General features: G+C 68.1%; 13 protein-coding genes. 7 read left to right on the top strand and 6 right to left on the bottom strand.

Translation table 11 applies throughout. From position 1 onward, the window contains the following. Nucleotides 1-305: 4Fe-4S dicluster domain-containing protein (locus H0X95_RS07500; protein ID WP_196446005.1), on the top strand; the 305-nt coding region annotated here is incomplete at its 5' end. Between the two features lie 150 nt (nucleotides 306-455). Here the strand turns inward: H0X95_RS07500 and aroC are convergent. From aroC to H0X95_RS07485, 3 genes are all read right to left on the bottom strand, one after another. Continuing rightward, nucleotides 456-1,556: a chorismate synthase gene (gene aroC, locus H0X95_RS07495; RefSeq protein ID WP_006488506.1), complete on the bottom strand. Its 1,101-nt coding sequence runs from the start codon at nucleotides 1,554-1,556 to the stop codon at nucleotides 456-458. Nucleotides 1,557-1,844: 288 nt separating this feature from the next. Then, nucleotides 1,845-3,779 (bottom strand): MFS transporter, encoded by a 1,935-nt coding sequence (locus H0X95_RS07490; protein ID WP_080323676.1) that lies wholly within the window; start codon nucleotides 3,777-3,779, stop codon nucleotides 1,845-1,847. 139 nt (nucleotides 3,780-3,918) lie between these two features. Next, nucleotides 3,919-4,374 carry a CBS domain-containing protein gene (locus H0X95_RS07485; protein ID WP_006488504.1) on the bottom strand — a complete coding sequence of 152 codons (456 nt, stop codon included), beginning with the start codon at nucleotides 4,372-4,374 and terminating at the stop codon, nucleotides 3,919-3,921. Between the two features lie 157 nt (nucleotides 4,375-4,531). Between H0X95_RS07485 and H0X95_RS07480 the strand changes: the two genes are divergently transcribed. Further along, on the top strand, nucleotides 4,532-4,849 hold the full coding sequence (locus H0X95_RS07480) for an Mpo1-like protein (RefSeq protein ID WP_006488510.1): 318 nt from the start codon (nucleotides 4,532-4,534) through the stop codon (nucleotides 4,847-4,849). A 15-nt stretch (nucleotides 4,850-4,864) separates the two neighbouring features. Here the strand turns inward: H0X95_RS07480 and H0X95_RS07475 are convergent, their stop codons facing one another. Next, nucleotides 4,865-6,193: a YihY family inner membrane protein gene (locus H0X95_RS07475; protein ID WP_020979863.1), complete on the bottom strand. Its 1,329-nt coding sequence runs from the start codon at nucleotides 6,191-6,193 to the stop codon at nucleotides 4,865-4,867. 145 nt (nucleotides 6,194-6,338) lie between these two features. On the opposite strand from H0X95_RS07475, the gene wrbA reads away from it, so the two are divergent. From wrbA to H0X95_RS07455, 4 genes are read left to right on the top strand one after another with little or no spacing between them, the layout of a single operon-like run. Continuing rightward, a complete protein-coding gene (wrbA, locus tag H0X95_RS07470) occupies nucleotides 6,339-6,959 on the top strand; it encodes an NAD(P)H:quinone oxidoreductase (protein WP_012492548.1) in 621 nt (206 codons plus the stop codon). After that, a complete protein-coding gene (locus H0X95_RS07465) occupies nucleotides 6,956-7,348 on the top strand; it encodes a DUF2069 domain-containing protein (RefSeq protein WP_006497741.1) in 393 nt (130 codons plus the stop codon). The genes wrbA and H0X95_RS07465 overlap by 4 nt, the downstream gene beginning before the upstream one ends. A gap of 18 nt (nucleotides 7,349-7,366) precedes the next feature. Next, nucleotides 7,367-8,788 (top strand): FAD-binding oxidoreductase, encoded by a 1,422-nt coding sequence (locus tag H0X95_RS07460; RefSeq protein WP_034200667.1) that lies wholly within the window; start codon nucleotides 7,367-7,369, stop codon nucleotides 8,786-8,788. A 25-nt stretch (nucleotides 8,789-8,813) separates the two neighbouring features. Then, nucleotides 8,814-9,644, top strand: coding sequence for a metallophosphoesterase (locus H0X95_RS07455; protein WP_006485635.1), 831 nt, complete (start codon nucleotides 8,814-8,816; stop codon nucleotides 9,642-9,644). A gap of 58 nt (nucleotides 9,645-9,702) precedes the next feature. Here the strand turns inward: H0X95_RS07455 and H0X95_RS07450 are convergent, their stop codons facing one another. Both H0X95_RS07450 and H0X95_RS07445 read right to left on the bottom strand, forming a co-directional pair. Then, a complete protein-coding gene (locus tag H0X95_RS07450) occupies nucleotides 9,703-9,855 on the bottom strand; it encodes a hypothetical protein (RefSeq protein ID WP_006476208.1) in 153 nt (50 codons plus the stop codon). Nucleotides 9,856-9,972: 117 nt separating this feature from the next. After that, nucleotides 9,973-10,914: a LysR family transcriptional regulator gene (locus tag H0X95_RS07445; RefSeq protein WP_006485634.1), complete on the bottom strand. Its 942-nt coding sequence runs from the start codon at nucleotides 10,912-10,914 to the stop codon at nucleotides 9,973-9,975. 157 nt (nucleotides 10,915-11,071) lie between these two features. On the opposite strand from H0X95_RS07445, the gene H0X95_RS07440 reads away from it, so the two are divergent. Next, nucleotides 11,072-12,637, top strand: a complete 1,566-nt coding sequence (locus H0X95_RS07440; RefSeq protein ID WP_080323677.1) for an efflux transporter outer membrane subunit — start codon at nucleotides 11,072-11,074, stop codon at nucleotides 12,635-12,637. Nucleotides 12,638-12,648 lie beyond the last annotated feature (11 nt).

Genomic DNA, 12,648 nt, shown 5'->3' with positions numbered 1-12,648 from the left:
TCGACCGGCTGTCGTCGGTGTTCATCTCGAACACGAACCACGAGGAGAACCAGCCGGCGCACCTGACGCTGAAGGATGCGAGCGTGCCGGTGAACGTGAACCTGCGTACCTACGCGGGGCCGGAGGCACGCTTTTGCCCGGCGGCGGTGTACGAGTTCGTGAAGAACGACGACGGCAGCGAGCGCCTCGTGATCAACGCGCAGAACTGCGTGCACTGCAAGACCTGCGACATCAAGGACCCGACGCAGAACATCGTGTGGGTCACGCCGGAAGGCGGCGGCGGGCCGAATTACCCGAACATGTAACCTGCCGGAACGCGCCGCCACGAGCGGCGCATTTTTTTGGGACATGGCACACCGCCACAAACGAAACGGGGCGCTGCTTGAAGCAGCGCCCCGTTTTGCATGCTGGGCAGGCCACCAGGGGAGGCGCCTCCGCGCCTCCCCTGCTTTGTATCAGGTCGCGCTGCCGGCGATCTTCGGCGTCGGCGTCTCGACGTCGCCGCACTGCGCACGATGGCGCAACGCATGGTCGATCAGCACCAGCGCGAGCATCGATTCCGCGATCGGCGTCGCGCGAATGCCAACGCACGGATCGTGGCGACCGAAGGTTTCGACGGTCGCCTCTTCGCCGGACTTCGTGATCGAGCGGCGCGGCGTGCGGATGCTCGAGGTCGGCTTGATCGCGATCGACACGGTGATGTCCTGCCCCGTCGAAATCCCGCCGAGCACACCGCCCGCGTGGTTTCCGACGAAACCGGCCGGCGTCAGTTCGTCGCCGTGCACCGAGCCGCGCTGCGCGACGCTGTCGAAGCCCGCGCCGATCTCGACGCCCTTCACCGCGTTGATGCTCATCATCGCCTTCGCGATATCGGCATCGAGCCGGTCGAACACCGGCTCGCCCCAGCCGACCGGCACGCCCGACGCGACGACGTCGATGCGCGCGCCGATCGAATCGCCCTCCTTGCGCAGCGCATCCATGTACGCTTCGAGCTCCGGCACGACCGCTGCATTCGGCGAGAAGAACGGGTTCTCGTGCACGTGCGACCAATCGACGAACGGCACGTCGATTTCGCCGAGGCCGCTCATGTAGCCGCGCACCTCGACCCCGAAGCGCTCGCGCAGCCACTTCTTCGCGACCGCGCCGGCGCCGACGATCGGCGCGGTCAGGCGCGCGGACGAGCGGCCGCCGCCGCGGTAGTCGCGGATGCCGTATTTCTGCCAGTAGGTGTAGTCCGCGTGGCCGGGACGGAACGTCTCGACGATGTTGCCGTAATCCTTGCTGCGCTGGTCGGTGTTGCGGATCAGCAGCGCGATCGGCGTGCCGGTCGTCACGCCCTCGAACACGCCCGACAGGATCTCGACCTCGTCGGCCTCCTGCCGCTGCGTCACGTGCCGCGACGTGCCCGGCTTGCGGCGGTCGAGCTCGACCTGGATGTCGGCTTCGGTCAGCCCCATCCCCGGCGGGCAGCCGTCGATCACGCAGCCGATCGCGGGACCGTGCGATTCGCCGAAGGTCGTGACAGTGAAAAGCGTGCCGAGGGTATTGCCGGACATGATGGAACCGCCCAAAGAGAAATGGGCAAACCGATGCGCTGCCGGGGCCGCAGGCAGGTCGATCGTTTGCCGGTCGAGAAAAAGAGGTAAACCGCTATTATGCCAGCCGTCCCGGGCCCGCGGGCCGCGTGAACCGTTCAGACCACACGGGCCGGCGCGGATAAGGGCAGAGGCAACGCGGTACGGCGATCGCAGGCCCTCGGTGTTACGCGCGGGAGCCGCCGAACCGCGGCCCCCATCCCGGCCCGGCGCGCGGATCGATCATTCCGCGCCGGGCTCGGCGCCCGCCTACTTCCGCGCGCCGCGCAGCTCGGTCACCGCCGCCTGCAGCGCCTCGGGCGTCGCCACCGACGCCGGGATCGGTTCGCCGACCGCGAGCGTCAGCCGGCTCATCACGCCGCGCTTGATGGGTCGCGGCATCCGCGCATCGGCATGTCGCGAAAAATAGCTGCCCCACAGCCCGCGCAGCGCCATCGGGATCACCGGCGCCGGCGTGCGGCTCAGGATCTCGGTGATGCCGTGATGGAACGTGTTGATGTCGCCCGTCTTCGTCAGCTTGCCCTCGGGGAAGATGCACACGAGCTCGCCGTCCTTCAGCGCGGCCTCGCACAGGTCGTACGCCCGCGCGAGCATCGCGGGATCCTCGTGGCGCGGCGCGATCGGGATCGCCTTCGCATGCCGGAATACCCAGCTCGCGAAACGCGTCTTGAAGATCCGGTGATCCATCACGAAGCGAATCGGCCGCGGGCTCGCGGCGGCCAGCACGAGCGCATCGACGTAGCTGACGTGATTGCACACGAGCACCGCCGCCCCTTCCGCCGGAATCCGCTCCGCGTGCACGAGGCGGATCCGGTAGAACGTATGTACGAGCACCCACGCGACGAAGCGCAGCAGGAACTCGGGCACGAGCAGGTAGATATACGTCGCGACTACGACGTTCAATAGCGCAGTGACGAGGAACAGCCCCGGAATGTCGACCCCGGCCTTGGTCAACCCCATCGCCATCACGGCCGACAGGATCATGAACAGCGCGTTCAGGATGTTGTTCGCGGCGATGATCCGCGCGCGGTGCGTCGGCGCGCTGCGGCTCTGGATCAGCGCGTACAGCGGCACGCTGTAGAAACCGCCGAACATCGCGAGCAGGAACAGGTCGGCGAGGATGCGCCAGTGGCGCGTGCCAGCCAGGAATTCGCCGACCGACAGCAGATGGCCGGGTGACGGCAGCGCGTGGCTCGCGAAATACAGTTCGATCGCGAACACGCTGATGCCGATCGAGCCGAGGGGCACGAGGCCGATCTCGACGCGCCGCTGCGACAGCCGCTCGCACAGGAGCGAACCGAGGCCGATGCCGACCGAGAACGTCGCGAGCAGGATCGTGACGACGTCGGGGCTCGCGGACAGCACGTCCTTCGCGAAATTGAAGAACGACGTGAGGAACGTCGCGCCGACGAACCACAGCCACGAGATGCCGAGCAGGCTCAGGAACACCGTGCGGTTCTGGCGCGCGAGCCCGAGGTTGCGCCAGGTCTCGCTGATCGGGTTCCAGTTGATCACGAGGTCCGGCTGCGGCGCGGGCGTCGACGGCACGCGCTGCGCGACGAGCCGCCCCGCCAGCGCGATGACGACGACGCTCACCGCGAGCACGCGCTCGCCGCTGCCTTCGATGCCGGCCGCCGCGCCGCCGATGATCGTGCCGATCAGGATCGCGATGAACGTGCCCATCTCGACGAGCCCGTTGCCGCCGACCAGCTCGTGCTCACCGAGATGCTGCGGCAGGTACGAATACTTGACGGGTCCGAACAGCGTCGAGTGCATCCCCATCATGAACGTGCACAGATACAGCAGCGTCGCGCTGTGCGTGACGAAGCCGGCCGCGCCGACCAGCATCAGCACGATCTCGAAGGTCTTCACGAAGCGCGTGAGGGTCGCCTTGTCGTATTTGTCGGCGATCTGGCCGGACGTCGCCGAGAACAGCACGAACGGCAGGATGAAGATCGCGGAAATCAGGAATGCGGCCGTCTTCGCATCGACGCCGGAGAACCGCGCGGTGTGATACGTGACGAGCGACGTGAACCCGATCTTGAAGACGTTGTCGTTCAGCGCGCCGAGGAACTGGGTCGTGAAGAACGGCGCGAAGCGGCGCTCGCGCAGCAGGTCGAACTGCGATGCGTGGGCGCGCCGTTCGTCGCGCCGCCCCGAAGTGGCTTGCGTGTGATCGCTCATGCGGAATGCGCGCGCGTCGTCTGGGCGATGCTGCGCGGGCCTCGTGTTGTCGTTGAAAAAACGGCGGCGCAGGACATGCCTGCGCCGCCGCGTGCCGGATGGCGGCGCCCATGCATCGACGTGCCGGGCGCGACGCGATTCACGGTTTGTGCGCTTCGGCTTCCGATTCCGGCCAGTCGCGGATGTACGCCTTCAGCATCCGGTTCTCGAAGCTCTGCGCCTCGACGACCGTCTTCGCGACGTCGTAGAACGAAATGACGCCCATCAGCACCTTCTTGTCGAGCACCGGCATGTAGCGTGCGTGACGCTCGAGCATCATCCGGCGCACTTCGTTGACGTCCGTTTCCGGCGTGCAGGTGAGCGGCTCGTCCATCACCTTGCGCACCTGCACGTCGCCGATCGCGCCGCCGTTCACGTGCAGGCGCAGGATGATCTCGCGAAACGTCAGCATGCCGACGAGATCGCCGTACTCCATCACGACGAGCGAACCGATGTCGTGTTCGGCCATCGTATCGACCGCTTCGCGCAGCGGCTTATCGGGCGTCACCGTAAACAGCGTGTTGCCCTTCACTTTCAGAATATCGCTGACGCGCATCGTAGTCCCCTCATGCTTGAATGCAAAATCTCTTTCGATCCTATCGGAAAGCCTGTCAAAAGGAAAGCACGGGCCGGCGCGGCGGCCCGCCGCCGCTTGCGGACGCCGGCCGCCGGCCGCACAATGGCCGCATGAACAGCGGCCCGAGGAGACGGCCATGGCGCATACGCATACGGAGCAATTCGCCAGCTTCGCTGATTTCTACCCGTATTACCTGAACGAGCACCAGAATCTCACGTCGCGGCGGCTGCACTTCATCGGCTCGCTCGGCGTGATCGGCTGCGTGGCGATGGCGGTCGCGACCGGCTACTGGCTGTGGCTGCCGGCCGCGGTCGTCTGCGGCTACGGGTTCGCGTGGGTCGGGCACTTCTTCTTCGAGAAGAACCGCCCGGCCACGTTCCGGCACCCGATCTACAGCCTGATGGGCGACTGGGTGATGTTCAAGGACATCTGCACCGGCAAGATCCCGCTGTAGCCGCCGGGCCCGCCTTCAGGCAGGCCGCGGCGGTCGCGCGTGCGGATCGGCCACGCCCGGCGCCGGGCCGGCGCTGCCGGCCGGGTGCGCGCCCGCCAGCCGGTGCGCGGCGATCAGCGACGCGAGCGTCACGTCGAACCGGTCGTTCGACAGCACGTCGAGCAGCGCGGCCCCGTCGACGTGGCTGCGGCGTCGCTGGAGTTGGTAGGTCAGCTCGGTGCGATCGATCACCAGCACGTCGAACAACTGCGCGAGCGTCAACTGCTCCGGATTCGCGAGCAGGATGTAGCGCGGCGTGCTCTCGCCGCCGCCGTCGAGCCGCGCGACCCATTCGCGCTCCTCCATCGTCGTCAGCAGCCGCTGCGCGGTTTCCATGTCGCAGCGCAGCATCGTCGCGAGCCGCATCGCCGTGTAGCCGCGCTTGCCGGCCGCGCGCGCTTCGGCCAGCCGCGCGAGCAGCTCCAGCGCGTCGAGCAGGTCGCTGCCCGGATAGTGGATGCGGTGGAATTGCCCGACGCGAATCGCCGGCAGCGCCGACGCCACCATCGCGCCGAGCAGCGCGATGAACCAGCTCAAATACACCCACAGCAGGAACACCGGCAGCGCCGCGAACGCGCCGTACACGGCCGTATAGGTCGGAATGCGCCGCACGTAGTAGCCGAAGCCGCGCTTCGCGAGTTCGAACGCGATGGCCGCGAACAGCCCGCCGATCACCGCGTCGCGCCATGCGACCGCGCAGTTCGGCAGGTACACGTACAGCAGCGTGAACGCGAGCACCGTCAACGGCAGCGACGCGAGCGCGAGCAGCCACTCGACGATCGACGTGGACGGCCCCGCGCCGGTGAACGCGAGCGACTGCGTGAACAGGTACGACGAGATCGACAGGCTCACGCCGAACAGCAAGGGCCCGAGCGTGATCAGCGCCCAGTACGCGAGCACGCGCTGCGCGAACGGCCGCGGCTTGCGCACGCGCCAGATCAGGTTGAACGCCGATTCGATCGTCATCATCGTCATCACCGACGTGACGACGAGCACGATCAGGCCGGCCGTCGTCAGCCCCTTGGCCTTCGACGCGAACTGGTTCAGGTACTTGAAGATCTGGATGTTGAACTGCGCGGGCATCAGGTGATCCGCGAGGAACCCCTGCAGCGAGATCTGGAACGACGCGAACATCGGGAACGCGGTGAACAGTGCGAACGCGACCGTCACGAGCGGCACGATGGCCAGCATCGTCGTGAAGGTCAGGCTGCCCGCCACCTGCGGGATCCGGTCCTCGGCGCTGCGCCGGGCCGCGAACTGCGCGAGGCGCTTGATGGTGTCGAGATCGACGCTCAACTTCGGCAAACGGCTTCTCCTTCTTGATGCTGCGCGCGTCACGGCGCGCCGCCGCCGCGCTGCGCGACGGCTTCAGCCCCTATAATAGCCGCTCGATTCCAGCAGGGGCCGACTGCACCGGGCACGCGCGCGGCCGCACGCGGCTCCGTCGCCCATGAAAGACATCCTCGTCCTCTATTACAGCCGTCACGGCGCCACGCGCGATCTCGCGCTCGCGATCGCGAACGGCATCGACAGCGTGCCGGGCATGCAGGCCCGCATCCGCACCGTGCCGCCCGTGTCGGCCGTCTGCGAAGCCACCGCCCCCGACATCCCGGCCGACGGCCCGCCGTACGCGGAACTGCGCGACCTCGAGGAATGCGCGGGCCTCGCGCTCGGTTCGCCGACCCGCTTCGGCAACATGGCTGCCGCGCTCAAGTATTTCCTCGACGGCACCACGCCGCAATGGCTGTCGGGCGCGCTGACCGGCAAGCCGGCGAGCGTGTTCACGTCCACCGGCAGCCTGCACGGCGGTCAGGAATCGACGCTGCTGTCGATGATGCTGCCGCTGCTGCATCACGGGATGATGATCGTCGGGATCCCGTACACCGAATCCGCCCTCAGCACGACGCGCACCGGCGGCACCCCGTACGGCGCATCGCACGTCGCGCAGCACGACCGCGCGGCGTCGGGCGGGCTGTCGGCGGACGAGAAGGCGCTCGCGGCCGCGCTCGGCGTACGGCTCGCGCGCGCCGCCGCGGCGCTCGCCAGCGCCCGGTCCGCCGAGGCGGCATGAACGCCCCCGCCCGCCCCGCCGTCGCGGCCCGGCCGCGCTACGCGCTGGCCGCCGCCGCATGTCTCGTCGCGTTGATCGCCCTGTCGCTCGCGTGGGAGCTGTGGCTCGCGCCGCTGCGCCCCGGCGGCTCCGCGCTGATGCTCAAGGCCGTGCCGCTCGCACTCGCGCTGCCAGGCGTCTGGCGGCGTAACATCTATACGATGCAGTGGGCGAGCATGCTGGTCCTCGTCTATCTTGCCGAAGGCATCGTGCGCGGCATGTCCGATCGCGGGCTGTCCGCGACGCTCGGCTGGTGCGAGACCGCGCTCGCCGTCGGCTTCTTCGTGGCGGCGCTGGCTTACGTCGCGCCGTTCAAGCGCGCGGCGAAAAAACCGCGCGCCACGTCCTGACCCTTACGCGACAAGGTGATGATGTCCTCCGAAGCTTTCGTTTCCGCGTGCCGCGACGCGATCGGCGCCGACCACGTGCTGACCGATCCGCACGATACCGAACCGTTCCTGACCGACTGGCGCCGCCGCTACAAGGGCGCCGCATGCGCGGTGCTGAAGCCCGCGAACACGGCGGAAGTCGCCGCGCTCGTGAAGCTCGCCAACGCACACGGCGTCGCGCTCGTGCCGCAGGGCGGCAACACGGGCCTCGCGGGCGGCGCGACGCCCGATGCGAGCGGCAGCCAGGCCGTGCTGAGCGTCGCGCGCCTGAACCGCGTGCGTGCGCTCGATCCGCACAACAACACGATCACCGTCGAAGCCGGCGTGATCCTCGCCGACGTGCAGGCGCGCGCCCGCGAAGGCGGCCGGCTGTTCGCGCTGAGCCTCGCGGCGGAAGGCAGTTGCACGATCGGCGGCAACCTGTCGACCAACGCGGGCGGCACCGCGGTGCTGCGCTACGGCAACGCGCGCGAGCTGTGCCTCGGCCTCGAGGTCGTGACGCCGCAGGGCGAGATCTGGGACGGGCTGCGCGGACTGCGCAAGGACAACACCGGCTACGACCTGCGCGACCTGTTCATCGGCGCCGAAGGTACGCTCGGGATCATCACGGCAGCCGTGATGAAGCTGCATCCGCTGCCGGCCGCGCAGGTCACGGCGCTGGCCGCGCTCGAGTCGCCGCACGCGGCGCTCGATTTCCTCGCGCTCGCGCAGCGCGCGGCCGGGCCTTTGTTGACCGGCTTCGAGCTGATGTCGGATTTCTGCATGCAGCTGGTCGGCAAGCATTATCCGCAACTGCGCTACCCGTTCGCGCAGACGCACGCGCAAACGGTGCTGCTGGAGCTGTCCGACAACGAAAGCGAAGCGCATGCGCGCGCACTCTTCGAGAAACTGATGGAAGAAGCGTTCGAGGCCGGGCTCGTGGTCGACGCGGTGGTCGCGGAGAATCTCGCGCAGTCGCGTGCGTTCTGGGACCTGCGCGAGCACATCCCGCTCGCGCAGGCCGACGAAGGGCTCAACATCAAGCACGACATCGCGGTGCCGATCTCGTCGATCGCACGCTTCATCGACGAGACCGACGCGGCGATCCAGCAAGCCGCGCCGGGCGCGCGCATGGTCACGTTCGGCCACCTCGGCGACGGCAACCTGCACTACAACGTGCAGATGCCCGAAGGCGGCGATGCGAAGGCGTTCCTCGCCGCGTTCCAGGCGCCGATCAACCGGATCGTCTACGACAACGTGCACCGCCACCACGGCACGATCAGCGCGGAGCACGGCATCGGCCAGTTGAAGATCGACGACGCGCAACGCTACAAGTCGCCGGTCGAAACGACGCTGATGCGCACGCTGAAGACCGCGCTCGACCCGCGCGGCCTGATGAATCCCGGCAAGGTCCTGCGCTGAAGCCGCCCACTCCGGAGCCAAGCCCGTGAAAATCCGCGTCCTGTCCGACCTGCACCTCGAAAGCAACCTGCCCGACGCGATCCCGCACGCCGATGCGGATCTCGTCGTGCTGGCCGGCGACATCCACAACCACGCGGAAGGCCTGCGCTGGGCCGCCGAGACGTTCGACCCGGCGGTGCCGGTGATCTACGTGCCGGGCAACCACGAGTACTACGACGGGGAATTCGGCGCGCTGGAGACGGCGATGCGCGACGCGGCGCATACGCTCGACAACGTGCATTACCTGAACAACGGCGTCTACGTCGATCCCGCCCAGCGCTTTCGCGTGCTGGGCACGACGCTCTGGAGCGATTTTTCGCTGTTCGGCCGGGACGAAGCCGACATGGCCGCCGCGATCGACGCCGCGCTGCGCGTGATGCTCGATTTCAAGGGATTGATCCAGGTGACCTGGCCGCACGATGCGGCGCTGCATGCGGCAGCGGGCGAGCCGGAACGGGATTTCGCGCCGGCCGACGCGATCGCGCTGCACCGGCACGGCCGTGCATGGCTGGAAACGCAGCTGGCGGCGCCGTTCGCGGGCAAGACGATCGTCGTCACCCATCATGCACCGCACCGGCGCTCGCTGGCGGAACGCTATGCGGACGATCTGGCTTCGGCGGGATTCGTGACGGACATGGCGGAACTGGTACGGCCGCCGGTGGATCTGTGGCTGCACGGCCACACGCATACGTCATTCGACTACGTTGCGGACGGCGGCACGCGCGTCGTGTGCAATCCGCGCGGCTACATTCATCGCCGCACCGGCGAACGGGAAAACCCCGCGTTCGCGTGGGACAAGGTCGTCGAGCTCGGCTGAGCGCCGGCTCGGGCGGTCGCGTTGCGCGGCCGTGCCCGTCCGAAACGTGACGGCGAGATCAGCGGCCGGGGCGGCGCGGCTCGCGCACGCGGACCGGCACCGGCTTCATCTGCGCCTTCGCCTTCATCGCACGCAGCAGGTCGCGGGTCGCCGCCGCGGCGGCAGCCGCGCCCAGCAGGACGCCAAGGCCGATCATCAGGTGCGTATCCATCGCTACTCCGGTGTGGTGTATCTCGTTAATTCCAACAGTATCAAACTGTCTGACACACGTTCGTAAAAAAATGTTGCGTGAAGGACAAATCTCGTCAGATTGCGGTCGACCGCGCTGTCATGTCGCACGCGTGTACTGCTCGAGCGCCGCTTCGTCCGCTTCGAGCGTGAGCGGCAGCTCTTCGCGCAGGAAATCGACCCAGGTGCGGATTTTCGCGTCGAGGTACTGGCGCGACGGATACAGCGCGTAGATGTTCATCACGTGCGACCGGTACTCGGGCATCACGCGCACGATGTGCCCGCTACGCAGCCAGCCGATCGCCGAATAGAGCGGCAGCCCGCCGACGCCCATCCCCTCCCGCACGGCCACCGCGAGCGCCTCGGCGACGTTCACGCGAAACGGCGGCGCCGTGATCGGCACGACCTCGTCGCCGTTCGGCCCCGCCAGCGCCCATTCGTCGAAGTGAAAGCCCGGCGCGACCATCCCCAGGCACACGTGCTGTGCGAGATCGGCCGGCCGCTGCGGCACGCCGTGCGACTCGACGTAGCCCGGCGATGCGCAGACGACGCTGTAGCTCTCGCCGAGCCGCTGCGACACGAGCCCCGAATCGGGCAGGTCGCGGCCGACGACGATCGCGACGTCGTACCCCTCGTCGAGCAGGTCGGGCATCCGCTGCGCGAGCGTCAGCTCGACGTGCACGTCCGGATAGCGCTCGCGGTAGCGCGCGATGGCCGGCACCAGATAGTGCTGGCCGAGGCTCGTGAAGCAATGGACCTTCAGCTTGCCGGACGGGCGCGCGTGCGCGTCGCCCGCCTCGGCTTCGGCCTGGTCGACGTAAGCGAGGATCTGTTCGCAGCGCTGCAGATAACGCTCGCCGGCCTCGGTCAGCGCGATCCGGCGCGTCGTGCGGTTCAGGAGACGCGTGCGCAGGTGGGCCTCGAGATCCGAGACCGCGCGCGACGCGTAGGCGGTGGTCGAATTCATCTGCTGGGCGGCCGCGGTAAAGCTGCCCGCGTCGACCACGCGGACGAATACCCGCATGTTTTGTAACGTATCCATCCCATTACCCGTGTGAATCCGGAGGGATTGTTGCACAGGGTCCAACAAATATTATCTCAGGATTCGTAAAAATGACTTGCACCGTTGTCCATTTATTCAGGAATCACTGAAAAATATAATCGCCTCCGACTCATCTATATCCGAAAGGGAGAAAATCGTGCAGTCTCCGGCGACAAAAGGGACGCTCGCACTGGCGGTTCTTGCAGTCTCATTAATAATGGCCGGTTGCGCGAGCATGGGCGACAACAAACCCCAGTCCACTCGCATCGAAGCGAACGCGCTCGACGCCGGCGCGGCCATCCGCGCCGCCGACCGCGACGCGGGCTGGCCCGCCGCCGACTGGTGGCGCGCGTACCGCGATCCGCAGCTCGATGCGTGGATTGCCGCCGCCCAGGCCGGCAACCCGACCCTCGCGGCCGCCGAGGCCCGCGTGCGCGAAGCGCAGGCAATGGCGCGCGTCGCCCGTTCGGCCGAACTGCCGCAGATCAACGGCAACCTGTCGCTGATGCGCCAGCACTGGCCGGACAACGTGTACTACGGCCCGGGCCCGCTCGCGAACGCCGACACCTGGAACAATACCGGCTCGCTCGGCCTGTCGTACCACCTCGATCTGTGGGGCAAGGACAAGAACGCGACCGAGCGGGCGCTCGACACCGCGCATGCGACCGCCGCCGACGCACGGGCGGCGAAGCTCGAACTCGAAGTCAACGTCGTGCGCGCGTATGTCGGCATGTCGATGAACTACGCGCTGCTGGATCTCGCGCACGAGACGTTCGAACGCCAGCGCTCGCTCGCGGATCTCGCGCGCAAGCGGCTGCAGGCCGGCCTCGGCACGCAGCTCGACGTGAGCCAGGCGGAATCGACGCTGCCCGACTACGAGCGCCAGATCGACAGCTATGAAGAAGCGATCCAGCTCGCGCGCCATCAGCTCGCCGCACTGGCCGGCAAGGGCCCGGGCGCCGGCGACGCGATCAAGCGGCCGCAGCTTGCGCTCGACGCGCCGGCCGGCCTGCCGTCGGCGATGCCGGCCGACCTGCTCGGCCGCCGCCCCGACGTCGTCGCGGCGCGCTGGACGGTCGACGCGCAGGCACGCGGCATCGACGTCGCGAAGGCGTCGTTCTATCCGAACATCGACCTGCTCGCGACGGTCGGCGGCTTTGGCGTGACCGCGCCGTTCACCGACTTCCTGCGCGCGATGAACGGCGGCTGGACGGCCGGCCCCGCGCTGTCGCTGCCCATCTTCGAAGGCGGCCGGCTGCGTGCGCAGTTGGGCGCCGCGAATGCCGGCTACGACCAGGCGGTCGAGCGCTACAACCAGACGATCGTCGGCGCGCTCAAGGACATCGCCGACCAGGTCGTGCGGATCCGCTCGCTCGATACGCAGAAGAAGGACGCCGCGCGCTCGGTGGCGGCCAACAATCGCAGCTATCAACTGTCGCGCGAAGGCTTCCGCCGCGGGCTGACCGATTACGTGAACGTGCTGGTCGCGCAACAGCAACTGCTGCGCGCGCAGGAGACGGCCGCCCGCATCGATGCGGAACGCCTCGCCGCGCATGCACAGTTGATGGCGGCGCTCGGGGGTGGGGTCGAGACGGGCAGCGACGTGCCGAAGGACGAAGCCGCCGCCGCGGTTGCCGTGCAGGGCACGAAGTCCGCGGCAGCGGTCGCCCGGCCCGCGGAAGTCGCCACCACCGGCGCGTCCGGCGTGCCGACCGCACGGTAACGCGGAGCGTC

Source organism: Burkholderia sp. 9779_493 (genome assembly GCF_015712215.1).
GTDB lineage: Bacteria > Pseudomonadota > Gammaproteobacteria > Burkholderiales > Burkholderiaceae > Burkholderia > Burkholderia cenocepacia.
Note: the sequence above shows the minus strand (reverse complement) of the source record. Positions and strands in the feature narration are given on the sequence as shown.